Origin of the sequence: Bacillus swezeyi (assembly GCF_001969815.1) — a bacterium.
GTDB classification, from domain to species: domain Bacteria; phylum Bacillota; class Bacilli; order Bacillales; family Bacillaceae; genus Bacillus; species Bacillus swezeyi.
On sequence record NZ_MRBK01000004.1, the window covers coordinates 406,115 to 432,996 of the forward strand.

At 43.4% G+C, this 26,882-nt stretch carries 22 protein-coding genes; 7 read left to right on the forward strand and 15 right to left on the reverse strand.

All coding sequences use genetic code 11. The features are described 5' to 3' along the window. Positions 1-53: 53 nt before the first annotated feature. The 7 genes from BTA30_RS04760 to BTA30_RS04790 all read right to left on the reverse strand — a co-directional run bounded on the left by BTA30_RS04760 (position 54) and on the right by BTA30_RS04790 (position 9,409). On the reverse strand, positions 54-1,502 hold the full coding sequence (locus BTA30_RS04760; protein WP_076759904.1) for a DEAD/DEAH box helicase: 1,449 nt from the start codon (positions 1,500-1,502) through the stop codon (positions 54-56). Positions 1,503-1,686: 184 nt separating this feature from the next. Continuing rightward, a complete protein-coding gene (locus BTA30_RS04765) occupies positions 1,687-1,986 on the reverse strand; it encodes an RDD family protein (protein ID WP_076759906.1) in 300 nt (99 codons plus the stop codon). A gap of 186 nt (positions 1,987-2,172) precedes the next feature. After that, on the reverse strand, positions 2,173-3,474 hold the full coding sequence (locus BTA30_RS04770) for a pyrimidine-nucleoside phosphorylase (protein WP_076759907.1): 1,302 nt from the start codon (positions 3,472-3,474) through the stop codon (positions 2,173-2,175). Positions 3,475-3,501: 27 nt separating this feature from the next. Beyond that, positions 3,502-4,683: a NupC/NupG family nucleoside CNT transporter gene (locus tag BTA30_RS04775; protein WP_076759910.1), complete on the reverse strand. Its 1,182-nt coding sequence runs from the start codon at positions 4,681-4,683 to the stop codon at positions 3,502-3,504. Between the two features lie 81 nt (positions 4,684-4,764). Beyond that, the gene (deoC, locus tag BTA30_RS04780) at positions 4,765-5,436 is read right to left on the reverse strand and encodes a deoxyribose-phosphate aldolase (RefSeq protein WP_076759912.1); all 672 of its coding nucleotides are present in this window, start codon (positions 5,434-5,436) and stop codon (positions 4,765-4,767) included. A gap of 125 nt (positions 5,437-5,561) precedes the next feature. Continuing rightward, complete coding sequence (gene deoR, locus BTA30_RS04785) at positions 5,562-6,500, reverse strand: DNA-binding transcriptional repressor DeoR (RefSeq protein ID WP_076759914.1); 939 nt, start codon at positions 6,498-6,500, stop codon at positions 5,562-5,564. Between the two features lie 149 nt (positions 6,501-6,649). Beyond that, entirely contained in the window at positions 6,650-9,409 is a 2,760-nt protein-coding gene (locus BTA30_RS04790; RefSeq protein WP_076759916.1) for an AAA domain-containing protein, read from the reverse strand. Positions 9,410-9,611: 202 nt separating this feature from the next. On the opposite strand from BTA30_RS04790, the gene BTA30_RS04795 reads away from it, so the two are divergent. The 7 genes from BTA30_RS04795 to BTA30_RS04820 all read left to right on the forward strand — a co-directional run bounded on the left by BTA30_RS04795 (position 9,612) and on the right by BTA30_RS04820 (position 18,694). Further along, complete coding sequence (locus BTA30_RS04795) at positions 9,612-10,721, forward strand: Rap family tetratricopeptide repeat protein (RefSeq protein ID WP_076759919.1); 1,110 nt, start codon at positions 9,612-9,614, stop codon at positions 10,719-10,721. Next, positions 10,718-10,849, forward strand: a complete 132-nt coding sequence (locus tag BTA30_RS22675; RefSeq protein ID WP_094777290.1) for a Phr family secreted Rap phosphatase inhibitor — start codon at positions 10,718-10,720, stop codon at positions 10,847-10,849. The genes BTA30_RS04795 and BTA30_RS22675 overlap by 4 nt, the downstream gene beginning before the upstream one ends. Before the next feature lie 829 nt (positions 10,850-11,678). Continuing rightward, positions 11,679-12,761, forward strand: coding sequence for a glycosyl hydrolase family 8 (locus tag BTA30_RS04800; RefSeq protein WP_076759922.1), 1,083 nt, complete (start codon positions 11,679-11,681; stop codon positions 12,759-12,761). Then, positions 12,742-13,593, forward strand: a complete 852-nt coding sequence (locus BTA30_RS04805) for a diguanylate cyclase domain-containing protein (protein ID WP_076759925.1) — start codon at positions 12,742-12,744, stop codon at positions 13,591-13,593. The genes BTA30_RS04800 and BTA30_RS04805 overlap by 20 nt, the downstream gene beginning before the upstream one ends. Next, a complete protein-coding gene (locus BTA30_RS04810; RefSeq protein ID WP_076759927.1) occupies positions 13,583-15,313 on the forward strand; it encodes a DUF2334 domain-containing protein in 1,731 nt (576 codons plus the stop codon). Before BTA30_RS04805 ends, BTA30_RS04810 begins: the two co-directional genes overlap by 11 nt. Continuing rightward, positions 15,306-16,568, forward strand: coding sequence for a glycosyltransferase family 2 protein (locus BTA30_RS04815; protein WP_076759929.1), 1,263 nt, complete (start codon positions 15,306-15,308; stop codon positions 16,566-16,568). The genes BTA30_RS04810 and BTA30_RS04815 overlap by 8 nt, the downstream gene beginning before the upstream one ends. Positions 16,569-16,573: 5 nt before the next feature. Then, positions 16,574-18,694, forward strand: coding sequence for a cellulose biosynthesis cyclic di-GMP-binding regulatory protein BcsB (locus tag BTA30_RS04820; protein WP_076759933.1), 2,121 nt, complete (start codon positions 16,574-16,576; stop codon positions 18,692-18,694). A 44-nt stretch (positions 18,695-18,738) separates the two neighbouring features. Here BTA30_RS04820 and BTA30_RS04825 read toward each other — a convergent pair whose 3' ends face one another. From BTA30_RS04825 to BTA30_RS04860, 8 genes are all read right to left on the reverse strand, one after another. After that, a complete protein-coding gene (locus BTA30_RS04825) occupies positions 18,739-20,028 on the reverse strand; it encodes a valine--pyruvate transaminase (protein WP_076759935.1) in 1,290 nt (429 codons plus the stop codon). Next, a complete protein-coding gene (locus BTA30_RS04830) occupies positions 20,025-21,266 on the reverse strand; it encodes a DUF6421 family protein (RefSeq protein ID WP_076759937.1) in 1,242 nt (413 codons plus the stop codon). Before BTA30_RS04830 ends, BTA30_RS04825 begins: the two co-directional genes overlap by 4 nt. An 11-nt stretch (positions 21,267-21,277) precedes the next feature. Then, positions 21,278-21,829 (reverse strand): prephenate dehydratase domain-containing protein, encoded by a 552-nt coding sequence (locus BTA30_RS04835; RefSeq protein WP_076759939.1) that lies wholly within the window; start codon positions 21,827-21,829, stop codon positions 21,278-21,280. Position 21,830: 1 nt separating this feature from the next. Continuing rightward, positions 21,831-23,108 (reverse strand): ATP-grasp domain-containing protein, encoded by a 1,278-nt coding sequence (locus BTA30_RS04840; protein ID WP_076759943.1) that lies wholly within the window; start codon positions 23,106-23,108, stop codon positions 21,831-21,833. After that, positions 23,065-24,003 carry a DMT family transporter gene (locus BTA30_RS04845; protein ID WP_076759946.1) on the reverse strand — a complete coding sequence of 313 codons (939 nt, stop codon included), beginning with the start codon at positions 24,001-24,003 and terminating at the stop codon, positions 23,065-23,067. The genes BTA30_RS04840 and BTA30_RS04845 overlap by 44 nt, the downstream gene beginning before the upstream one ends. A 201-nt stretch (positions 24,004-24,204) precedes the next feature. Continuing rightward, positions 24,205-25,083, reverse strand: a complete 879-nt coding sequence (gene fba / locus BTA30_RS04850) for a class II fructose-1,6-bisphosphate aldolase (RefSeq protein WP_076759949.1) — start codon at positions 25,081-25,083, stop codon at positions 24,205-24,207. 21 nt (positions 25,084-25,104) lie between these two features. Next, positions 25,105-25,941 carry a 2-keto-myo-inositol isomerase gene (gene iolI, locus BTA30_RS04855; protein WP_076759951.1) on the reverse strand — a complete coding sequence of 279 codons (837 nt, stop codon included), beginning with the start codon at positions 25,939-25,941 and terminating at the stop codon, positions 25,105-25,107. 65 nt (positions 25,942-26,006) lie between these two features. After that, positions 26,007-26,873: a sugar phosphate isomerase/epimerase family protein gene (locus BTA30_RS04860; RefSeq protein WP_076759954.1), complete on the reverse strand. Its 867-nt coding sequence runs from the start codon at positions 26,871-26,873 to the stop codon at positions 26,007-26,009. Positions 26,874-26,882 lie beyond the last annotated feature (9 nt).

The window sequence follows — 26,882 nt, forward strand, 5'->3', positions numbered from 1 at the left end:
CTTTGTTTATTACGGACAATAAAAAGCTCTCGACAAAGTCGACAGCCTTTAGTTTATCTCTTCCTCGCTATATTCACTTTCAACAATTTCCCTTTCACGGTCGTTTTTTTCATCGCATTTAATACAATGGGGCCTTTGCCGTTTAAAATTTCAACAAATGAACCTTGCTCTTCTACCGTGATAATGCCGATATCATCTGCCGAGACACCGTCGATTTTAGCGATTGTTCCGACGAAATCCACCGCTCTGAGCTTTTTTTTCTTACCTCCGTTAAAATATAATTTCATGATCCCTTTATTTAACTGCTCACTCTTATTTGTTTTTTCTTCAGGCTTCTTATGGATTTTCTTTTGAAACGCCTCTTTTTGCCTTGCAATTTCTCCTTTTGATGGAGCTTCAATAACAGGGATGGCGAAGCCGATATAATCTTCAATTTCGGCTACCCTATTCTTTTCATGTGGTCCGGCAAAGGTAATCGCTTTTCCCCGGCTTCCGGCTCGACCCGTTCTTCCGGTGCGGTGCACATAGCTTTCTTTGTCTAATGGAAGGTCATAGTTGATCACATGTGTCATGTTTTCAATGTCAATGCCTCTCGCCGCTACATCTGTGGCCACTAAATAGCGAAACGCTCCGCGTCTAAAGCGGTTCATAACGTCAAAACGCTCTTCTTGGACCATCCCGCCGTGGATTTTAGCACATGGATAATCCAAACGGGCCAGCCGCTGGTGCAAATCATTCACATGCTCCTGTGTGCGGCAAAACATAATGCAGCTGTCCGGGTTCTCAGCAATTAAAACATCCCGTAACAGTGAAAGTTTATTATTTTCGTTTACGATGATCAACACATGCTCGATGTCTGCGGTTGTCATACCGCTTGCTTTGATCTCGATATTCAAAGGGTTATTCATATATTGATCGGAAAGGTGCTCCACATCCTCCGGAAAGGTCGCTGAAAACAGCATGGTCAGCCGTTCTTTCGGCAGATGGCGAATGATCGTTTCGACTTGATCGATAAATCCCATATTCAGCATTTCATCCGCCTCATCGATGACAAGGTATTTCAGTTTTTCTAAAGGGAGCGTTCCTTTTTCAATGTGATCCAATATACGCCCCGGAGTCCCAACGACCACATGGCATTTTTGTTTGAGTTCCGTTTTTTGCCGCTCAAAGGACGATTTTCCGTAAACAGCTGCTGCTTTTATCCTTTTATAGCGGCCTATATTAGTCAAATCTTCTTTGACCTGTGCAGCAAGCTCGCGCGTCGGCGTCAAAATCAGCGCCTGGGGCTTGTTTTCTTCCCATTCGGACAGCTCGCAAAGCGGAATTCCGAACGCAGCCGTCTTCCCGCTTCCCGTCTGGGATTTCACCACAACATCCCGCTGTCTGAGCACTGCGGGAATCGCTTCCCTCTGCACCTCAGTCGGATGTTTATATCCTAAATGATCGAGTGCTTTAATAATATCGGCGCTTAATACATAGTCTCTAAAACTGGCTTTGCTCATGAATGGACTCCTTTTGGTCATATGTTTTCCTGTGATCGATGTTGTATGTGTTTGAATGCGATTATACGATAAAGATTTTTGATTTTAAAAGGTTTTATTTTTTGACAATTAAAAAAGCGGCTGAAGAAATTCAGCCATCTCATAGAAAAACACACACTAGAATCCAAAATAGTACCCGACCAAATCAGCCTGATTCAGTTTTTGTTTTTTCTTTTTTATGCATCGTTTTCTTTTTGTAGTTTTTAAAGTATTTTAAAAAATAAACGGTGCCAACGATTCCTCCCGTAATAATCGCCAAGATAAAAGAGAGAAACAGCAGACCCAAATATCCCCATCCGAGCGCCTCATCTTGTGAAGGTTCTCCCGTCACGAATAATTGCATGATAAAATACGAAGCAATAGCGTACAGAATAAACGAAATGATAAAAGTAAGAATTAAAATTAAAATACTAACGATAACAGATGCAAATATTCGCTTAGTCACCTTCTAAAATCCTCCTGCAGCCTTTGACTATTCGATTATGTAAAAAGATTACAATACAGACCTTTTTCATACTACAGGATGGAATAGAATAGGTAAATGAGAAAAAAGTCTTGCTTTTAGAAAAGAATATTCATTCAACAAAAAAACAGCACATCCCTTTCAGGCGTGTGCTGTTCCCATTCCCTATTATTCAGTAATCACCGTATGCACCAGCTTTGGCGCTTCTGCTTTCTCGGCGATTTGGATGTTTTCATAAACCTTTGCGATGACGTCATCGACATTTTCGCGGTTGGCGTAGAGCGTGACCAATGGTTCGCCTTTTTCGACGGCATCTCCGACTTTTTTGCGGAGCATGATGCCGACGGCGAGGTCGATTTTGTCTTCTTTTGTCGCGCGTCCGGCACCTAACAGCATGGCTGCAACTCCGATTTGGTCGGCGACGATTTCTGAAACAACACCCGCTTCTTTGGAAAGGACGTCAATTTTGTAAGCGGCCTGCGGCAGTTTTGCCGGGTCATCTGCAACTGAGCTGTCACCGCCTTGATTCTCCAGGAAGTCTTTGAATTTTTGCAGCGCTTTGCCGTTTTTCATCACTTCAATCAATTTCTCTCTTGCTTCATCAAGTGTTTCGGCTTTTTGAGCGAGAACGACCATTTGGCTGCCTAATGTTAAGACAAGTTCATGTAAGTCTTCTGGTCCTTCGCCTTTTAATGTGTCGATCGCTTCTTTCACTTCAAGCGCGTTTCCGATGGCAAATCCCAGCGGCTGAGACATGTCAGAGATGACGGCCATCGTTTGGCGGCCGACATTATTTCCGATACGAACCATCGCTTTTGCAAGATTGGCGGCGTCTTCGTCCGTCTTCATGAAGGCGCCGGCCCCTGTTTTGACATCAAGGACGATGGCGTCTGCCCCGGCAGCGATTTTCTTGCTCATGATCGAGCTTGCGATCAGCGGTATCGAATTGACCGTCCCTGTCACATCACGAAGCGCATATAGTTTTTTATCAGCAGGCGTCAAGTTTCCGCTTTGTCCGATGACGGCGACCTTGTCACGGTTGACGAGGTCAATGAATTCGTTTTTAGAAAGTTCCACGTGAAACCCTTCAACTGCTTCCAGCTTGTCAATCGTTCCCCCGGTATGTCCAAGGCCGCGTCCTGACATTTTGGCAACCGGCACGTCAAGCGCGGCGACAAGCGGTGCGAGTACAAGCGTTGTCGTGTCGCCGACACCTCCGGTGGAGTGTTTATCGACCTTGATGCCTTCGATAGCAGAGAGATCGATCGTTTCCCCGGAATTGACCATAGCCATTGTTAAATCGGCGCGTTCTCTGTCTGTCATATCTTGAAAATAGATAGCCATGGCAAGCGCACTGGCTTGATAATCCGGAATGCTGCCATCTGTATAGCCGCCTACGAAGAATTGAATTTCTTCTGTCGTCAATTCTTTTCCGTTTTGTTTTTTTGTGATGATATCGACCATTCTCATTGTGATCACCGATCCTTTTGTCAATGTTTAATAAATCAAGCCGACAACTGTAGCCGTTAAGAAGCTGACAAGTGTGGCACCGTACAATAATTTCAATCCGAAACGGGCGACGACATTTCCTTGCTTTTCATTCAGCCCTTTCACGGCACCGGCGATGATGCCGATGGATGAGAAGTTGGCGAATGAGACGAGGAATACGGAAACAATCGCTTCTGTGCGGCCGCTGAAATGGAATCCGCCTTGCGCGAGCGACTGCATGGCGACAAACTCGTTTGACACCATTTTCGTTGCCATGATACTTCCAGCATTCACAGCTTCGTTCCACGGAATACCTATTAAGAAAGCGAACGGTGCAAACACATATCCGAGCAGTTCTTGGAAGGATATTCCCAATACAGCGCTGAAAATACCGTTGATCATCGCGATAATCGCCACAAATCCGATCAGCATGGCCGCCACGACGACCGCGACTTTAAAGCCATCCATAATGTATTCGCCAAGCATTTCGAAGAAGGATTGTTTTTCCTCTTCCTGCACCTCTACCATATCATGTTCTGGATCCACTTCATAAGGATTGATAATCGAAGCGATGATAAACCCGCCAAATAAGTTCAATACAAGGGCGGTAACCACATACTCCGGTTTAAGCATCGTCATGTAGGAACCGACGATTGACATCGATACAGTGGACATTGCTGAAGCACACAATGTATAGAGTCTGTGCTTCGGCAGCAAGCCCAGTTGTTTTTTCAGTGAAATGAATACTTCAGATTGGCCCAAAATGGCTGACGCCACAGCATTGTAGGATTCAAGCTTCCCCATTCCGTTTACTTTGCTGAGCGCAATGCCTATATATTTTATTATAAACGGAAGGATTCTCCAATATTGAAGAATTCCGATTAAAGCTGAAATAAATACGATTGGAAGAAGTACGGTTAAGAAGAATGTGGATTCATTCACATTCACAAGTCCGCCGAAAACAAAATTCACACCTTCTGCCGCATATTCGAGCAAATAGCCGAAGCCTTTCGCAAAACCGCCGACAAGATAATTGCCGACACCTGTGTTCAGCAAAATATATCCTAATACAAATTGAAGCACAATCATGACGATAACCGGACGGCGTTTCACTCGTTTTTTTCCGCTGCTTACAAGCCAAGCAAGGCCTAAAACGACAATTAAACCAACAATCCCGATGAGATACTTCATTGTTTTGATCCTCCCGAGGATGAATTCGCTTACATTTTTGTTTCATTACACGGGAAGCATAGGCTTCCCGCTAACCTGATCTTAATAGTTGTCTTCGTTTTTCCCTTCCGCTCCGCTGACGATGGAGACCCCGGCACTTGCGCCGATTCGGCTTGCTCCTGCCGATATCATTTTTTCAACATCCTCTTTTGTTCTGATGCCTCCGGATGCTTTTACACCGATGTCAGGTCCGACGGTTTTCCGCATTAAAGCGATATCTTCCGCTGTCGCACCGCCTGTGGAAAATCCGGTTGAGGTTTTCACGAAATCTGCTCCAGCTGCAACAGCCAAGCGGCATGCGCGCTCTTTTTCCTCATCTGTCAACAGACACGTTTCAATGATGACTTTGACAAGGGCTTTTCCCTTGGCCGCTTCCACAACAGCGCGGATGTCGGCTTCAACCAAATCATTGTCACCGTCTTTTAATGCCGCAATGTTGATGACCATGTCAACCTCTGTCGCGCCTTTTGCAATCGCGTCTTTCGTCTCAAACGCTTTTGTCTCAGACGTATTGGCGCCGAGCGGGAAGCCGATAACAGTGCAAACGTCGATTTCCGTGCCCGCCAGCTCTTTGGCCGCGAATTCGACCCATGTTGGGTTGACACAGACTGAAGCAAACTGATAGGTTTTCGCTTCCTCTATTAATTTCTTAATCTCTGCTTTTCGTGTATGCGGTTTCAATGCTGTATGATCAATTTGATTTGCAATCGCCATATACTAGCACTTCCTTTATTTAAGATAGTTTCAGCATAACCGATTTTTGAACAAATGTAAATTATCATATGAAATTTTGTTCAATAGAAAATAAAGTAAAATCCGGGCCGTTTTTCCCGGACGTTTTAATCTTTTAACAGCTCTTTTGCCGTATGCTGATCGATAATCAGGACATTGGCATACTTCCCTTTCAGAGCGCCATGGATAGCGGCTGTTTTCCTGATGCCGCCTGCTACGAGAATCGACCGCTCTTTCTGCCTGAGATCAGCCAGTTCAACGCCGATGGTCCGTGCATCGATCGCATCGCTGCAAATGTTTCCGTCCGCATCAAAAAAGCGTGAACAAATATCGCCGACTCCCTGTTTTTTCAGGAGCGCTTTTTCTTTTTCATTAAAATAACCGAGTCTGAACAGAAGGGCTTCATCGCGAACTGTGCCGACCGTAAACAGCGAGATGTTCGCTTGCTTGCCCATTTCAATGATCCGCTTGATATGCCTGTCCTGCTCTACCATCTGTTTGACCTCGGCGTTATCAAACACAACCGGCAGCGGGAGATACCTCGGCATCGTTTGAAAAGCCTCGGCAAACAGCTGAATCGTTTCGGACGAATACGTATTGACATTGGAATGGCTGATTCCGCCTTTTAACTGGACGACCTCTACGCCTTTCACCTGCTTGGCATGCATGTTTTGCGCAATTTGGTACATGGTCGTTCCCCAGCTTACGCCGACGATGTCGCCGTCCTTGACAACGCCGTGCATATACTCAGCGCCATAGCGGCTCAGATCATGCGTAATGGTCGTATAATCGGACGTCGGAGAAAACACGACGTGCGCCTCAAGCAGCCCGTATTTCTCTTCAAGCATCGCGCCGAGCGCATCCATATCCTCAAACGGATCCATAACGCGGATCTGGACATATCCCTTATCTTTTGCATACTGCAGCAGCCTTGATACGGTCGGCCTTGAAATCTCAAGCTGTTCGGCAATTTGCTGCTGGCTGTAATCCGACTGATAATAAAGCCTTGCAGCTTCTATGCTTAATTGCTGTTTTTCCTTGTCCATCACGCGCCTCCCCTTTTGCAACCGTTTTAAACCATATTATATAGGTTGTTGGTCTTTTTCATCCAGATGAACTTTTAAATAAAGATCGCCTTTTGCCCCATGTGTAGCTTGAAATTCTAAAACCTTGCCGCACATTAACATTTGTTGTTTTAACCATTAGTTAAAATTGAATTTAAAAACTCTTTAACTTTATTATATTCGCCACTTTCAATTGTCTTTAATCTGAGCAGAGGTATACCTGATTTTCTAAGAATTGAATCTTTCAACGAATCTCGTCTAGATTGCTCCCTATTAGATTTATTATGATATGCTGCACCATCTACTTCTATTACTCCTGCGGGTTCATTCCCCATTTTATAATGAATGAGAAAATCACAGTGTGCAGAAGTTTGTATAAATTTTTGCTCTTCTGGGCTTAAATGAGATGTCTTTCTCAGTAGATCCTTTAAAAGATAGTCTCTTTGAAAATTGAATTTTTTATACTTATCCTCATCAAATATGTCCCTTAACAGACTGGCAATAATCCGTTCGGATTTAAATTTAGAATCACTGTCCTTTAGCTTTCTTTCCCTTTTAAGAAGCACTTCAGAGAACTCTTTGTATAATAGATCAAAAACTGAAATGACGTTACTCTCATGATAGAGACTTGATTCAGTGTAATATTCCATATAACGTATTAACTCGGAAATTTCTTTATTGCTTTTTTTGAAAATATCAACATTAGAAACTAAAACAAACCTCTTTTTTGCTCTTGAGACGGCTACATTGATTAATGCACTATCGTCCACAAATTCAATATCTATTTTACGGGCTTTTTTATCAAGAACGGTTGAAAAGATGATTCCGTCACATTCCCGTCCCTGGAACTTATGTACAGTGTTTTTTATAATTTCTTTCTCCATATATTCATTTGCAGCATTGATCTGCCCATTATATGGCGCAATAAAACCAATGTCTTGATAATCGTTTGAAAAAGTCAAATCTCTTATTGTCTCTTCTTGTAATGACTCTATTTCACGTATATTATAACGACTTCCGTTCCCAAAAATCCGCATATGATTTCCCTTTGCAGTTTTAATGAGAACAATTGATGGTTCACTGTTATCATCAGTTTTAGTTAATGGTATCAGCTCACCATTATAATAGCGCTCGTTACAAAACTTTATAATCATTGGATGACACCGATAATGCTCTTTCAACAATGTAACAGGAATGTTTTCTTTAAATACTTCCAAAATTGAGTGAAGCATACTATGTTTTGCATAGTCGAAGCAAGGTTCAATTCCCATCATTCCGGAAGAGATTTTTTGATCTGGAATATGAGGGAGCTGTTTTGTATCCCCTACAATTATTACTTTTTTAGCACAGCTGAGTGCAAGTATACCTGGAACCAGCTCTAATTGGGATGCTTCGTCTATGATTAAATAATCAAATAAATAACCGCTAGGAATTGAATCCATCAAAGAAAAAGCAGTACTTAGCACAATTGGAAATCTCCTTTTGAAAATATTAAAATTTGATGATCGTTTATAATTTTTTTGATCAAAATGAACAAAGAAATCTCTCTTTTGAGTTTGATGGATTTTACTCTTAAAATATAAAACAGAATGTTCTTGAATTCGCTTGTTAATTTCTTCAAAGTTCTTTGTTCTCAATGTTTTATTAACTTGCTCTAGTTCATTTTCTAGTTCCATTATTTTTTGATTATAGAATTTATACTGTAGTTCAGTGAGTATTTTTTGTTTTTGTAAACTATCTCCCATAAGTTTAAAATTATATAAACCATAGTAAAGTAAATATTTCATCTTTTTGAAAAATGTCATTCTCTTCTCATTATTCATCACTTCATCAGCCATAAAATTTAAGATCTTTGTATTATCAAATCTATAGAACGGGAGCAGTTTAGGTTCTAAACGTTCTTGAGTTCTCATGTGTTCTTTGAAGTACACTCTTTCCGTTTTAAGATCTTTTATCTGTTGTTTTAAAATGGCTTGTCGGTTTTGAAGCTGAAAAAGATCTTTAATAAGTGCTGTATCCTCAATAATATTATGTAACAGCTCGGATTCTTTTTCTGGTTCAATTGACCAATCATTAATATCGCCTGGAACTTGAGGCAGCTGATTGAAGAATTGTTTCTGATTTTCTTTATTTCCCAGGGAAGCCATAAGAAAGCTGAAACCTGCTTTCTCCAGCTTTTCCTTCACATTAGAAACAGCTGCATTATTATTGGAAATAACAGCTGCTGTTTGACCTTTTATTATGATGTTGGCAATAAGATTTAAGATCGTTTGTGTTTTACCTGTTCCGGGTGGTCCTTCTATAACACTAAACTGCGAAGAAAAAGCAGACTCTACTGCTTGAATTTGACTCAAATTCAGACCAAACGGAAAAATGATATTACGAGCGTCGCCAAGGCTCTTGCTCTTTTTTTCAAAATACGCATAAAGAGCGCTATCTACTCTGATATTTAACGTTTTAAATTGACGTTTTAGAGGAGGAATATCATTTGGCGTTTTATCTTTTTCTTCAGCTACATATCTAAAATAATCTGTATAGTTCTTAAACCGTTTGTTACCCAATATAACCTTTTTAACATCTTTTAAATGATAAATATAAGACCTTTTACTATTTTTAAAAATCACTATCGCATACTTTTCTCCGTAAACGACTATACTTTCAATTCCCTCCTTGATCTCTTGCTTTAAAAAAACCTGTTCGTCTTCTCCGATTTTTATTTTACGGACAGGTCTGATTCTGCATCTTTCTAAACTCCAGTACTGATATCCTCCTGTTTTTAAAGATACTTTAATGTAATGTTCATTATTCTCTTGGCGTTTGATCAATTTCCAATCTGATATTCGATCTGTCCAATCTTCATGGTCTTTAATTATTGTTGCGGAATTCTCCATAAAACCCTCCAGCTATTCCTTTCATTGGTATTCTCTATTATATTATAAATTTAAGAAGTATGATCAAAATATTCCAACTTAATTATTCTCATGACATGTTGACTATAGTAAACTTGTTTTCTTTACAACTATTAATATGCCATTATTATGATAAAATGGTTAATGTAGGGTGGTTATTATCTTGGTGAATGGAGGGTAAAGAGTGGCAGCAAAAATTGCGTTCGAAGCAGTGGGTAACAGCTTGAATCAATGGTATGGGCTGATCAGACAGAGCAATATCGCCGAAGCGGCCGCCATGAGAGAAGAGATCAAAAGGACGCTTGAGACGATGGAAGAAAATCAGGACGTTCTTTTGTACTTCAACCTCATTGATTCGCGATTTAAGCTGTTGACAGAACGATATGAAGAATCCGGGACACTCTTAAAAAATATCACGAGAACGCCGGAAGAAATCGGTACGGACAACATGATTCAATATTATTTCTACTTTTTCGGCGGTATGTATGAGTTTTATAAAAAAAATTTCACCGCTGCCATTAACTTTTACAAAATCGCTGAGCATTCACTGCACAAAATTCCCGACGAAATCGAATTAGCCGAATTTCACTATCATCTGTCCATTGCTTATTATGAAATCAGACAAAATTTCTTTTCAATTAATCATGCTGGAAAAGCGCTCGAAAGCTTTTTGGCAATTGATCATTATGAGCAGCGGGCCGCCTCCGCCCAAATGATTATTGCGGCTAACAAGCTGGATCTTTTCCAATACGAAGCAGCTGAAAGGCTGTTTAAAAAAGCGATCAAAATGGCAGCCGATACCGGGCAAAGTTTTGCTGAAGCCCTCGGATACCACAATCTCGGCATTTGCTATGAGAGGCAGGAAAAGCTTGATTCAGCCCAAGAATCATTTGAATCAGCCTTCAGCACCTTAGAACAGCTTCACTCAAAACTCTCCACACTCAGAACTTCCTACATGTTGGCACGAGTTTTATTCAAAAAAGGTCTGATCGAAGAAGCATCCGGATGGTACGAAAAAGCTGTCAAACTCGCAACAGAGTTGAATGAAGAAACATATCAAGCCAAACTATTGGTTATCCACTCCATTTATAAAGAGCAAAATGAAGCACTACTTGACAAGGGCTTGGACGTGCTGCGAGGCAAAAGGCTTTGGTCAGACGCGGCAGACTTAGCCATCAATGCAGCCAGATACTTCAAAAGAAAGAATTGCCTTGAACAAGCGGCGAAATATTTTGATGAAGGAATCATCGCTCGCGACAACATTCAAACAAGAAAGGAGGAACTGAACCGATGAAAAAAATGCTTTTAGGGCTGGCGATTGCAGGCGTTGTAGTCACTGGTGTTCTCAATTTTGCACCACAAGGTGATGCCGAATTTGCCGCAGGCGAATTTAAAACAACGGAAAACTGCTGGTTTGGGTAATCGTTTGATGAATGTTGAAAACAGGAGAAAGTTGGCGGCCACCCAACTTTCTCTTCACACTAGACTATCTTTTTAGACATTCGACTAAATCACAATCTACATAAAAAGAGTCTCTCCAAATTTGAACTCTTTTGTTTACCGAATCGTACATGTGTGGATATGCATCCCTGACCCATACGTACTCAGCAGTGCTGAGAAAAGGATTGCCGCCACAGCTCACACCGTCTTCCTGAACTTCGATTTCCCCCATGATAGTTATAGCAATATCATGAATAAAATGAAAAACTGTAGCATTTTATTAACTTTTCATAAAAATTACGATATTTGCAAAAATACATTGTATATAAAATAATGCTGCCAGTCCTCCTTGCACGTCTAAACTCCTTCAAGTACAGACGCCAGAACGCATCAGCCCCTTTTTTGTCTTCAGCCGCTCACTTGCTCTATCAAAAACGGATGATATGCAATGCAGCAGTGACAGCTATACACCTATTTTTTTCTTTCAAAAGTCTTCAAAAAGACACACCTCCCCTTCTCACCATTCAAAATGAGTGTTGATCTGATTGCCTCCTATGATCAAAAACCCCGGCACTACAATTGGTTATTTTTACATTCCCACACGAAAGAGAAATGATGAGATCATATTCTTACTAAAAAAATCTGTTCATGATGGGTGAAAAGATTTATTATAAGTCTTTAATCCCTGTTTATTAATAGTTCAAAAAGATTAAAAAAACCTAGCAATCTCCATTTTTTCATATATAATAAATGAAATATGTCACGATCTATTCTCAAAACTTTAACATTCAGCCTAAAGGGAGGTGCGCCCATGAGGTATGTATTAATTGGTGTGATCTTATGCTTTTTAACCATTAGTCTTTCCGTCGGCTGTGTCAAAGCCGGAAACAAGCTTAACAATGACCAAAACAATGAACCGCTCCAGTCAGCCGAGCACTTTATTAATCATCATTTAATGAGTGATCAGGGGCTTATTAAAACCAACCTCTCTGATCCGCCTGTTTACTTATCGGAATCACTCGGCTTGTGGATGGAATTTTTAGTCGGCAAAAAAGACAGTTCCCATTTTCAAGAGCAATATCAGCACCTGACCAAATCCTTTCTCATGGACAACGGCCTGGTGACATGGAAAATTGAAAACGGACAAGCAAGCGCGGCGAACGCCTTGATAGATGATCTCAGAATCATGCTGAGCCTGGATCAAGCAGCCGATTTGTGGGGAAACCGGAAATATAAAAAATCAGCCCGGGAAATCGGCGCCGCTTTAAAAACGCACAACATGAACAACGGGATTTTCACCGATTTTTACGACGCTTCCTCACAAGCGGCGTCGAAGGATATTACCCTTTCGTATATTATGCCTGATGCGTTATCCGTTTTGAAAAAGAATGGGATCATCGATGAAGAGACCGAAGCCCGAAACGCCAATATTCTTTATACCGCTCCTTTAAAAAACGGTTTTTTGCCGAAAACATACAGCACAGAGACGAAGGAATACAGCTATGACAATGAAGTCAATCTCATTGATCAATTGTATGCGGCTTGGCATTTACAGCCTGGCGATGAAAAAGCCGCGGTTTTGGCGGGTTGGATCAAACAGGAGTTTCAAGCGAATGGAAAACTGTATGGACGGTATTGGGCGGATACCAAAAAACCTGCTGTTCAATACGAGTCTCCATCCGTTTACGCTTTGGCCATTTTGTTTTTAATGAATCAAGCTGAAGACAAAACCGTCATCAAAACGCTTTATGAAAAAATGATTGATTTTGAAATTCTTGATTCGTCCGAAACGTATTATGGCGGATATATGAGCGGCAATGATACACACTCTTTTGACAACCTGCTGCCGTTACTGGCTGAAAGGAAGCTTTTTGATGAAAATATCGTTCACTGATTCACAGAAAATGTTTGCATACATGATCGGGCTCGCGGCGGCTCTTTCTGTATTTATTTATTATGTCTCAGCCGAACAGTCCGAAGCAGTTTTGATCATTTGTATTACATTTGCCGTCATCGGAGCCGGAATATGGCTTGGACCGATTTACGCGCTGGCGGGGACCATCGTCGTTTTATTTGTTCTCGGAACCTTAATGATGTTTTTACAAACGAGCCAGGCCGCGGTTTTTCCGCCTGAAGAAGGCCTGCGAATGCTCGTCGTCTGGGGAATGGCCCTTTTGCTGTTTTCCTTTATATCAGGAAGAATTCACGATGTTGCGACTGAGCTTCAGCATTCGGTCAAGCGTCTGCAGTCTGAAATCAAAAGCTTCGTAGCGATTGACAGAGTGACAGGCTTTGATAATCAGCAGAGAATGAAGCTGGAGCTGTCAGAAGAAATGAAGCGCGCGGAGCGGTACGGCAATTCGTTTGTTTTTTTGCTGCTTCAAATGCATTATTTCAAGGAATTTAAATCGCTGTACGGAGAAAAAGAAACCGATCGTCTCTTTCAATTTGTCAGCAGCCAAATCAGATCTTGTGTACGGGAAACGGACAAGAAATTCCGCCCCTCTGAAGAACGATTCGGCATCGTGCTGACACACACGCCGGCTGAACATATGCCTGCTGTCCTGGCAAAGTTGAAAAAACAGCTGGACACGTACCAGCTGCAAAATGGCAAGTATGTCACCTTAACCTTCCATGTGTGCTACTTGACATATCGAAAAGATTTGAAGACGGCTGAGCAATTTTTAGAAGAACTGGAGAATGAGATGATGATGAATGAACTATAAGCGAATATCCCTTGTATACGCAGCAGTGCTCATACTTTCAGCCGTTTTTTACATACCGGATTCCGCCGCAGCGAAGCAGGAGAATGGCGGAATTCTCATCATCTATTCGACCTTGGATGGAAAAGAATTGTCCGATGTGAAAATGCTCGATCTGATCGCAGGCCATTTCTCGTCCCGTGTCACTGTCAAAAAAGATGCTGATGTTAAGCGAACGGATCTCACAGAGAAAAAGCATATCATCTATTACGGCCAAACAAAAAGAAAGCTGAACAAGCAGCTTGTGTCACAGATCAGCGCCTGCAAAACGCCCGTGATTGCGATCGGCTATAACGCCGGGCAATTCAGCCAATTTTCCGGTCTTTCGCTGACAAGCAAAGACAGTGTATACCAAGTCCGCAGCACGAGCGAAAAAAGCGAAGCCTCATTGGAAAGCGGGCTCAAAGTTCTCGACGTATCAGGACTGAAGGGGAAGGCATTGTACACATACACATCTGCTGATGGGAAAGCTCACCCTTTTGTATGGAAAACCGACAAAGCAAACGTGTATATCGGCTTAACAAACCTGTTAAACAACAACCTGCTTGTGGCGAAACAGCTCAGAGAAGCATTTGGGGAAACGACAGGGAACACACTCTTATATTTGCGGCTGGAGGACATCAGTCCGATGTCAGATGAAAAATTGCTGCTGCAAGCGGGGTCCTATCTGCATGAAAGAAACATTCCTTTTATCCTGTCTGTTATTCCGGTTTACCTGAATCCTAAAACAGGCGATAAAGTCTATCTGTCTGATAAACCGAAGTTGGTCAAAACGTTGCGAAAACTGCAAGACATGGGAGGCAGCGTGGTTGTTCACGGATATACTCATGCCTACCGCTACAGTGAAACCGGGGAGGGCTTCGAATTTTGGGATGCCGAGGCTGACCAGCCGATCACATCGCAAAACGCGGAGGATGCCCCATCCCTTTTAAAAAAAGAACAGGACTTTCCGAATGAAGCGGCTTATAACAGTTATTTGAAGCCGTTCAGAAAAAACGAAGAAACGTATACGCGACAAAAGCTGACTCGCGCTATTGAGGATTTAACCGCTGAAGGGCTGTATCCGTTAGCATTTGAAGCGCCGCACTATACGATGTCAGAGCACGGTTATCAAATCACCTCACAGTACTTTTCAAGCATTATCGGCCAAGTCCAGCTTAGTGATGAAACGTGGAAAACTTCCGGTACGGGGCCGTTTGTGACGAAGCCCGCCATGCTACATGGGATGACGCTGTATCCTGAAACACTCGGCTATGTCGATGCATCAGATCCGAATCCGCTCGGCGATGTCGAGGACAATATCTCACAAATGATCGATTTTGAAGGCGGAGTAGCCGGAGCATTTTACCATCCTTATCTTGGTATGGAATATCTGCCTGAGCTTATTGATCAAATGGAACGCATTCCGAACAGCGAATGGCTTGATTTAAAGAAAACAAAGCAAACGGTTAAAACAGACAAAGTGGTCATTCACACGAATGGGGATGGAACCATTCAAGTAAAAAGCAAGGTGAATGCCGTTGAGGAGTTTTTCGACCATCATCAGCAAAGCCCGCTGGAAAAAGCGCTTTGGATTCTCTCAAGCGTTGTGCTCTTGTTTGTCGCCATGTTTTTGAGCTACACCCTTTACTTGAGAGCCACATTAAAAAAACGAATTTTTAAGGAGAGAAAAAGCCGTGGGTAATGTTCTGTTCTTTATCTCGTTAAGCTTAATATGGGCCATGCTGGTGTACCACATGTTTCTGATGCAGGGCGGGTTCCGCCACTACATGACCTACGAACTGAACATCCCAAAGTGGAAAGAGAACCTGAAAGACCTTCCGAAGGTCAGCGTTCTGATTCCGGCGCACAATGAAGAAGTTGTGATTCGGCAGACGCTGAAAGCGATGGTCAACCTCTATTACCCGAAGGACCGACTGGAGATCATCGTCATCAATGACAATTCCTCCGACCGGACAGGCGACATCGTCAATGAGTTTTCCAGACGATACGGTTTCATTAAAATGGTGGTCACCAAACCGCCCTATGCGGGAAAAGGAAAATCCTCGGCCCTCAATTCCGGTTTTGCCGAATCGAACGGGGATGTCATTTGTGTATATGACGCCGACAACACACCGGAAAAAATGGCTGTTTATTACCTTGTTCTCGGTTTGATGAATGACCGTAAGGCCGGCGCCGTGGTGGGGAAATTCCGCGTCATTAATGCGGCGAAAACATTGCTGACAAAGTTTATTAACATTGAAACGATCTGTTTTCAATGGATGGCGCAGGGCGGAAGATGGAAATGGTTCAAAATCGCTACGATCCCCGGCACCAACTTTGCCATCCGCCGGAGCATTATCGAACGGCTCGGCGGATGGGACGACAAAGCGCTGGCCGAAGATACCGAGCTGACGATCCGCGTATATAACCTCGGCTACCATATCCGTTTCTTTCCGGCTGCCGTTACATGGGAGCAGGAGCCGGAAACGTGGAAGGTGTGGTGGCGCCAGCGGACACGATGGGCGCGCGGCAATCAGTATGTCGTCCTGAAGTTTTTAGCGCAGTTTTTCAAGCTGAAACGCAAGCGGATTGTTTTTGATTTGTTTTATTTCTTCTTTACGTATTTTTTATTTTTCTTTGGCGTGATTATGTCAAACACGATTTTTGTGATTAATTTATTTTATGATTTGCACTTGTCGGTCGGTTTTTTGTCAATGCTCTTGTGGATTTTGGCTTTCTTCCTCTTCATGACAGAGGTCATGATTACGCTGAGCATTGAAAAAACAGAAATGAACAGGCAAAACTTTTTCATCGTCTTTCTGATGTACTTTACATACTCACAGGCGTGGATTGTGCTCGTGATTTATTCATTATTCGTAGAAATCAAGCATCGTCTGTTCAAGCAAGAAGTGAAGTGGTACAAAACAGAACGATATAATCAAAAGAAAAGCGGGTGACTTTTTTGAAACATGCAATCATATGTCTCGCAGGCGTCCTGCTGGCGGCGATGACAGGACAAGCAGCCTTAGCCAAGGACATCGAAGTGGACGGCTCTATTTTGAAGGAAAACAGCGGCGAACAAGCCAAGGAGCAAATGCTCACGAACGATCTCATCACAATGTACGGTGCAAAGGATTCGACAGAGCTGACATATCAAATCCCGGCGGGTGCATCCTCCTCCCATCAGCAGCTTTGGCTTGAATACGAGGCATCAGACCTTTTAATTGCCCCCTCCTCTCTGACGGCAGAGGTCGATGGCGAACCGGTCAAATCGGTCAAGCTTGACGGAAATGCTGAACGGAAAAAATTGAAGCTTTCGCTGAGCAAAAGCCAGTCATCCCAAGGCTTTCACAGCTTATCACTGAAGTTTTACGGAGTGGTGAAAGAAGGCGTCTGCGTCAGACAGGACTCATCTGGCAACTGGATCAAAATTTATCCGGACAGCCGTCTGACATTGGGAGGCAAAAGCCTAGCAAAAGGTGCAACACTTGAACATTATCCGTATCCCTTTGCCCAATCGGGAAACACCGCGGAAGAAACAGCAATCGTCATTCCGGATGATCCGAGTTCTGCCGAAATAGAAGCAGCGGTGAAAACGGAAAGCTATCTTAAAACGGTTGACAACAGTGTCAGCATTTCATACCTGAACGAATCGGACGTGACGCGCATCGACAGGCCGACGATTTTGATCGGCGTTCAACACCATTGGCGCGGCAAGGTGAAAAAGCTTTTGAAACAAGACCGGTTGGAAGCGCAAGGTGAAAAGCTTTTGCTCGCGGAGCGGGTGCTTAAAGCAAAGGACAGACAGCAGCCTGTACTGTTTGTCACCGCCAAATCGGATGATCTCCTGTCTGAAAAAATCAGCGTGATTACCGATAAAACGTACACCGGTCAGCTGAGCGGAGAAACTCTGGCCATCAGCAAACTTCAACAGCATAAAAATCGGGATCGCAATAAGCTGACACTTGAGGATTTCGGGGCGGGGGATTTGACGATCGGCTCTGACCAAACCTCTTCGGAGCATTATTATTATCCCACTCCGGCGATTTTAGACAAGAATCAATCTGCCAAGCTGTCTCTTGCATTGAAAACATCAAAAACGATTCAAAAATCGGCGGACAATAGCGATTTGTCTGCTAAAAAGGCAGAGCTGAAGGTCATGATCAATGGCCAGCCTCATTCCATCGGACTTGATGAGTTAGGAAAAGAAGACAAAAACGGCTTTTATCATGTTACATTAAAAGTCGATCCGAAGCTTTTGCAAAAAAACCGTTACATCGATATTCAATTTGCCGCTTCAGGCTTGAAGGAAAACAATCCTTGCTACACGACAGACGAAGACAAATGGGTTTTTATTGATAAAAGCAGCACCCTGTCTTACCCTGTCAGCAGCTCGGCAGCAGCTGCCGATTTTCAAGATTGGCCGCTTCCCTATGCGGGAGATCAGGACAAACCAACTCTGATTGTCCTCCCTGACGACGTAAATCAAGCGAAGCTTCAAGAACTTTCACTTGTGACGGATTCCTTCGGAAGTGAAGCCCTGCAGTCATTCACAGTAAGAAAATCCTCTGAAGTCAAAGCGAAGGACGCGAAAGGCAGAAACTTAATATTCATCGGCGGCGTGGATCAGTTTTCTCTTCTGAAGGAGAAAGCATCTGAACTGGCTGTGGAGACGAAAAACGGGTCGCTCGATGTGTCATCATTTCAAATGCTAAATGAAACAACAAAACGAGTCGCGTTTACCCAAACATCGCTGTGGGATTCAAATTACTCGATGGCTGTATTTGCACCGTTTAATGGGAAAAGCACCGCGGTCACAAAAGAATTGATCAGCTTTCTGGACAGCAATGATCACACTGCGACCGTCATCAATGAAACGGACAGCCAGCAGCTGTTCACAAATCATCAGCAGCTCACAGCAAAAACAAGCGGAACACAGACGGATGATACAAAGAAAAGCAGTCAGCAAAATCTGCTGTACATCGGGATTCTAGTGTTGATCTTGGTGATAGCTGTCATTCTGATTTTGATAACGGTAAGGCGCAGAAAGAGAAAGACGGCTACCGGAAGCGTTGAAGAATAAGACAGGGTCTACTACCCCTGTCTCTTCTTTTTTTAGCGGATCAATCACATCACTTTTTGTTCATACATCTCCTTCACAACCCTAGCCAAAACATCAATTCCCCTTTTTATATCTTCATCCGCTGCCGTTAAGCTGATTCGAATGCATTGGTATTGGTGCGCATGAGGCATGTGCCCTATTTCATGATGAAAGAAAGATGAGCCCGGGACGATGATGACACCGTTCGCTTTCAATTGCTCATACAGTTCTGCATCGGCTGCGGGGAAGTCTTCAAGCCACAGCCATCCGAAAAGCGAGCCTTCTCCTTTATGCAGATACCATTTGATATCTTTTGGCATTGTACAATGCAGCGTTTCCTTGAGCAGCGTAAATTTGTTCCGATAATAAGCCCTCACTTCATTTTGCGAAACGGCGGCGAGGCGCCCGTCATCCAATACAGAAGCCGCCATATATTGTCCCAGCCTTGAAGAATGAATCGCCGTATTTGACTGAAAAGCCTCCATTGCCTGAATATATCGGGCAGGCCCGATGGCGATTCCGATTCTTTCTCCAGGCAGGCCGGCTTTTGAGAGGCTCATGCAATGAATGATTTGATCATTGAAAATCGGTTCCATGTCTATAAAATTAATCGCCGGAAAAGGCGGGGCATATGCAGAATCAATGAGCAGCGGAACATTGGCTTCACGGCAGGCGTCTGCAATGAAGACAACATGTTCTGCAGATAGTATATTTCCGCAAGGATTGTTCGGGCGTGAGAGTATGACAGCCCCGATGTGCGGGTCGGTCCGCATTCTTTCTAAAAACCCCTCTCGATTCAGCTCATAGCGGAACGTGTGATCATCTAATATCGAAATGATTGGGGGAATTCCTTCAATGATGTCCCGCTCCAGCGCCACACCGCTGTATCCCGAATAGTCGGGAAGCATCGGAATTAAGGCCTTTTTCATCATGGAGTCGCTTCCCACCCCGCAAAACGAATTGACGGCCAGGAAAAACAGCTGCTGGCTTCCCGCCGTGATCAGCACATTTTCCTTTTGTATATCAAACTGATACCGCTCCGAAAAGAAACGGACAACACTTTGAATCAGTTCGTCCGTTCCATAGCTTGACCCGTATTGGCTGATGATCGAAGGAAAATGCTCGTCCTCGAGCAAGCTGGCTAAAGCAGACTTCCACATCGAGGAGACTTCCGGCAGAATCATTGGATTGCCCGCGCTTAAATTGATATATTGCCGCTCTCCGCCGGCCAGAACTTCCTGAATATCGCCCATCACCGCTCTGACCCCTGTCTTTTCATTCATTTTCCGGCCAATGTTGCTTAGCCTCAGATTCAATGTTTCAACCCCTCATCTTGTTTAAATCGCAAATAAGGTGTTTCGATTGCATTGTTTGTTTCATGAATAAAATATTGAACAGGAACACTAAAACGTTCTCCTTCACCGCCCGGCGGCAAATACCGCCTCACATAGCTTTCAGCCGCTTTCTTATAAGCCAAATCATCTTCTGTCTCTTCAAGCTCTTCTATTTCGGCAACAAGCTTCTTCAAATCGTTCATACACAAACGAAGATCAAGTGACACAGGCTTCTCTTTTCCCTTTTGAATGGAACGGCCGTTTTCAATGATCCAGCTGAACAGAAAAAAACCCGTCCCTGAATCAAAGTTTTGTGTGGCATTATGCTGGCTCGGATACCGCAGGAGCCGCTCGAACAAGACAAATTCGATAATTTCTTCCCAATAGTCATATTGCCGTTCTGAGAGAGCCAAAATAGACTGGCAATCCACTTTAATTTCCTCTAATATTCCCGCAAAAAAATTCATTTTCGCTTGAATATGTTGATGAAACGGCTTTTTTCCGCAGTGGTGATAATAGTCATGCAGATAACCCCAAAGGACCCTCGCCTCATATGTTCGGTCTGGGTGCAGATTCGCAGATTTGAAAGGAACATTTTCAAAAATGGCCTGTGCTCTCTTCAGCGTGTCCCCATGATAAATTTGATAAAACTTATTAAAGTAAAAGATGGCAAACGTCTGCGTTGTGATTTTCTCTTTCGTCTTGACATTTTCCGGGAAGAAGACGATGCATTTTTCTTCTGTAAAGCCTTTTGTTCCGGCGAGAAGTTTTAAAGATTGACAGCCGTTTTCCGGATGCGGCATCTCTTCTTCAATCGGCCTCATCATGGCCGGCTCTTCTCGAATAGCTAAAAAGGCTTCAAAAAAACAGCCTTTTGCATGCGGACCGTTAGGCGTAACGATGGGAGCCGCAAAGAAGGTGGTGTCTTTGTCATTCGGCGGACGGTAAGCCGTTAATAATCTGTCAAAAAACGGCGTTTTTTCCAGACCGCGGCTGATCCAATCCAACACATCCTGTTCAAATGCTTGGGCGGCCGCTTTTAAATGAACCGCCTCATATATGATTCCCGCGTCTTTGATCAATTCCAAAAGCAGTTGTTCCGCTCTCCTTTGATGCTCCACAATCTGTCCTTCTTCATTTTGGTATGTTTGCAGTTCATGAATCTGCGGCACAATTTGTTCATTCACCATGTTTACAATGTCGCGCGTCAATGTCGGCATCGGCTTCCTCCTCATATTTTTTTAAGCCCGTGAATGGTGAAACACATCGGCACTTCACCGAAATCTTTTATGATTTGCAAGTTATTTTCATCAGCTGCTTTAATCGTTGTAATACAGCCGTCAGCCGCATTGGAAGCGCAGGCCAGCGCAGCTTGGGCATTGCTGGTGACCAATTGGACATGGTCGCTGAATAGCTTCGCAAGGTGGGCCGGTGCAGGATGTGAAGCGACTGTTTTAATCTCCGTTTCACTCGTGTTTGGTTTTGCGGCAAAAACCATGCTGTATGTCGGCATGACAAAACTGTCAATGATTTTTAAATCCAATAAATTCTCAAATACAATATTATGCAAAAACGGATAAACGGCACAGCCTAAAAGAACCGAATTTTCAGTTATTTTAACATGAAGCAATGCTTCTTCAAGGGTTTCATAAAGCCTGACTTCTCCACGCAATCCTTGGTTTTTCAGCCAAAGCCGGCCGGCTTTTTCACAATTCGTACCCTTTGGGCCTAATGTATGGACAATCATTACTGCTTGCTCTTCCTGCACTTTAGTCGGGATCATTTTAACCTCCTATTGTACCCGTCAAATTATTTTGATATATGATGGTAAGCTCATCATTCAGCCTCTGATAAAAAGCCTCGCATTCTTCATATGAATCATGGCTTGTTAAAATAAACCCCGGATATCCGGAAAAATGCGGATACGGCAGAATCTCGGCGCCGGTGTTAAAAAATTGAAACACCCGTTTGACGTCCGGTCTTTTTTTCACCGTTTCAAGCCCGTCTATTTTTTCAAATGTACCCGCCCCTTGAACGGGAATGATGTAATTGCCTGCCGTCTTCTTAGGGTGGATCTGCCCTGTGAATTGATGCTCCTCCAGCGGTTTAAAGGCATTTTGTATGACCAATTGCATGAAGTTGATTCCTGTACTTTCTTTAACAATGTAATGGGAGACACCAGAGCCGCCGATTCTTGCGCCTACTTCAATGACATAAGGCTTTCCGTCCTTGTCCAGCCTTAATTCTGTATGGGCCGGCCCTTGGTGAATGCCCAATGCTGAAACGGCTCTTTCCACCTCCCTGATGATCGACAGACGGCACTCTTCATCCAACCTGGCCGGAGCAATATAGACGCCTTCTTCAAAGAACGGTCCCTTGCTGTCCCCTTTATAGCCGATCGACAAAACATGCACCTTTCCTTGAATCGATAATGTTTCAATTGCAAACTCAGGCCCGTCAATAAATTGCTCTGCCACAATGCCGCTTTTCCCCTGCACAAACTGACTGAGCTCCCCTCGGTTAACAGCCTCCACCTTTTGAATGGCTGCCTTCAGCTGTTCCCGGTCATCGACCCGAACGACGCCCTGGCTTGAAAAACCGTTGATCGGTTTTACGATTAAAGGATATGTCAATCTTTCGTCTTTCAAGTCATCGATCGTATGTACTTCGTAGAAGAGAGGTGTATTCAGCCCGTTTTGCTGAAGGATGCTGCGGGTTTGATTTTTATTCCGGCAATTTTCAATCGCTTGTAAAGGAAGCCCTGGGAGATGAAGGACTGCCGCCGCTTTTGCCGTAAAAGGCAAGGCAGGCTCAAACAACGTCATGATGCCGTCAAACGGAGATTCGACAAATGTTTGCTGAACAATCTCCATTGCCGATTGCTCGTCTTCAAACAGCGGAATCGCCACACTCCGGTCAACGGCCGGGAGATTTCCCGGGCAATCTTCTGCTGCATTGTAAAAGAACGTAATCTTCACGCCTAAACTTTCCGCTTCTTCAAAAATAAATGGCAATTGCTTATTTTGACAAATGATGGCCAAGTGTTTGTTTAGCTTCGTCAATTTTCGCTATCCTCTCTTCTTTTTTTAAGTTAATGAACATCACACCGAATATGACAAGCAATGTTCCTAAATAAATATTGGCATTCAATTTTTCATCTAAAAACAAAAATCCGATATAGAGAGCGATGACTGGGGAAATAAACAGGTGGGAAGTCGCTTTTGAAATATGCCACTTTTTCAGCAAATAAATATTGATCCAAAATCCCAATATCGATCCGACAACCGCTAAATACAACAAGGCAAACAGGCTGACACCGGAAAACGTCCTTGTGCCGCTTTCCAGCATTAAACTGCTGAGGAGCAAAATGATTCCGCCGCTTAACATCGACAGAGAGTTAAAGCTCAAGATCGGCAGCGACTGGATTTTCTGCTGTACTTTAATTTGTATAAAAGCCGAGCCAAACATCGCGCACAAAATGACGATCATCGCAATGATTTCAATGAAATCGACCTTAATCAGCAGCTGATTGCCAAAAACAACCGTGATGCCAAGTAAAGCGAGGCATATCCCCCACTTTTGCAATTTGGTTGCAGGCGTTCCTTTGACTAAACGATTGATGATCAGGGCAAAAACAGAGATGCTGGCCGCCAAAATGGAAACCAATCCGCTCGGCAAATAAACAGAAGCCCAGTAAACCGAACCGAAAGGGATGGAAAAATACATGATGCCGTTGAAAAAAGAGAGTACGAGCAATTCTTTGGAAAACACAAATTGTCTGCGCATGAAAAGAAATGCGGCAATGATGACGCTTGCGATCATAAATCTCATGCCGGCGGACCAAAACGGAAGGCTGTCGCTCAGGCCGACCTTTTGAAAAGCCCAGGTCGTTCCGCCGATTAAACATAAAACACTAAATAAAATATGAACCCGAAACTTCAAAACGTTTGCTAGCATATTCACTTCACCTTATTTTGTTATCGTCTTGCTGTACGTATTTTTCAGAAAATACATTCTTTTCTGATCAAAATGGAGTATGAGGGAAATTATAACTATTATATCAATTATAGTCAATATAAATGTGGAACTTTTAGTATTCCTTTACAATAAAAAAACACTCACTATGGCAAGTGAGTGCCGGCAAGTTTCATATTAAAATCAGACTTTGATTTCTTGGGTGTATGCGGCTTTTCCGGAAGATCCAAACTCTCTCATTTTCAGCTTTACCGTTTCCTTGACGGCGCTGATCCCCGGCGTCATATAGGCGCGCGGTTCATATAGCTCCAGATTTTCTTTGAACATGCTGCGGGTTTTATCGGTCCAGGCCACCATACATTCAGTATTAATGTTAATTTTTGCATGGCCGAGCCGGATGGCCTTTGCAATTTGGTCAGTCGGGATTCCCGATGCCCCATGAAGAACAAGCGGGATGTCTGTCACCCGTGAAATTTCTTCCATTTCTTTAAATCCTAAATTAGGCTCTCCTTGATATTTACCATGGACAGAGCCGAGAGCGGCAGCCAACGCGTCAATATCGGCTTCTTTGACTAGGCGTTCACATTCATGGATGTCGGCGTACTTTACTCCCCCGATGAGCCCGTCTTCCATTCCGCCTACAGTACCCACCTCTGCTTCAACTGAAACGTTGTATGACCGGGCATAGGCTGCGACCTCTTTTGTCATCGCGATATTTTCATCGATCGGAGAATGTGAACCGTCAATCATCACTGAACTAAAGCCTGCGTCGATTGCTTTTTTGCAGCGCTCCGGACTGCTTCCGTGATCAAGGTGCAATACGACAGGAACGGTAATCGACATTTCTTCAACCAATGCTGCAACCATACCGGCAACTGTCTTAAATCCGCCCAAATAATCGATGAGCCTGTCTGAGGCAGCCGCAATAACAGGTGACCGCTCTTCTTCCGCCGCTTGTAAAATCGCCTTTGTCCATTGAAGGCCGTTTATATTGAACTGGCCGATTGCATAATGCTGTTTCTTTGCTTCTCGAAGAAGATTCTTCATGGATACGAAAGCCACGTTCACCCCTCCTATCTCGTGTTACATCTCGAAGTATTTCGACACAACGTCAACCGTTGTTTCCTTGGCCGTTTGAATCGTTTCTTCCGCACTCAGCTTATAATATTCAGGCCTGAACAATTCAACCGATACAACGTCTGAAAAACCGATTTCCTTTAAAACGGATAGATGTCCATCCAAGTCAATCGCCCCCTGTCCAGGCCATACACGGTCTTCATCCCTTAAAAAGCCGATCGGAAAATCTTCTGTATCATCGATGTGATAAATAAAAATTTTCTTTCCGTCCGCCTGCTTCAAGTCTTCAAGATTTGAGCCCATGGCATGGAAGTGGAAGCTGTCAAACACAAGCCCGACATTATCGCGGTTGACCGTGTTTACGATATCGTAAGCCTGTGAGAAAGTATTGACAGTACATTCCGGATGCCCGACAAACTCAAGGGCAATCTTCACGCCGTACGGCTCGGCGATATCGGACAGCTCAGTCAAGACGCTGACAGCGCTTTTTTTGATGTCTTCTTTGAGGATTTTCTGTTCTGTGACAAGCGGAACGGCGACCACATATTTCACACCGAGCGCCTTGCAGGTTTTCATCATATCTTTGAATTCGGCGATGATCTCCCGGTGTCCCTGTTCATCGCGGTTATTGAAAAAGACTAAAGCATTTAATGCAAGCGGTTTAATATGATGCGTTTGAAAATACTCCGCCAATTCTGATAGAGAATGGTCTTTTAAATACTCAGGCAGCTTATCCATCGTCCGGATTTCGATATAATCGTATCCGTGCTTCTCACAGTACTCAAGATCTTTGGCAAGGTTTGAATTTTCCAATGTCGTTGCTTCATTAAAGCATAACTTCATATTAGATTCTCCTTATCTCATATCCTTGTGAAGAGAGAGTTCGGCATGGTGCCGAACTCAGCGGCTTATCCTAATAGTTCCTGTTTCAATTTTTCAAGCATGAATCTGCTTGATTCATCAGCTCTTTTGTCGACCCAAGCAAAAACGGCATTAGTCGCAATTCCGTCGAACTTCATCTCTCTCAGCTTTCTGAAAATCGTATTAAAATCGACCTCGCCTTGACCAATGTCCAAATGCTGGTGAACCGTTACTTTTGCGTCAGGCGGATTGACGATGTAGCGAAGGCCATGAGCCGCTTTATGATTATAAGTATCTGCAAATAAAACATGTGTGAGGCGGTCGCCGGCTTCGTCAAACATTGTCTCGATGTCGCCTTTGCCGTCATCATAGAAGAATGTATGCGCAGTCGAGTAGACAAGATTAATCCAATCCTTGTCAAGCGCGCAGATCATATCCATCGCACCTTTGTGTGTTTCGATAAAATCGTATGGATGGGCTTGAAGATTGAGTTTAATGCCTTCTTTTTCAAAGACTGGCAGAAGCTCATCCATGGATTTGATAAATTTTTCTTCGCTTGTTAAAGGATCGTATTTTGAACCGCTGAATTCGCTGTTCATCAAATCGACTTCAAGCTCAACCGCAATTTCGATTGCCCTTTTCCAATTGCGCACCGCTGCCTGACGGCGATCTTCATCAGGACCCGCCCAGTGGTAAAGCGGAAGGAGCGATGAAAGCTTAACACCGGTATCTCTTAAAAGCCGCTTTAATTGTTTGATTTTAGCTGAATCGACTTTCGGATATTTATAGAATGGACAAAAATCTTCGCGCGGCGATAGCTCGATATATTCGTAGCCAAGCTCCGCCGTTTTATAGACCGTTTCCTCCAAAGTTAAATCATCACGATACATCGATGGATCCAATGCTAATTTCATATTTTTCAC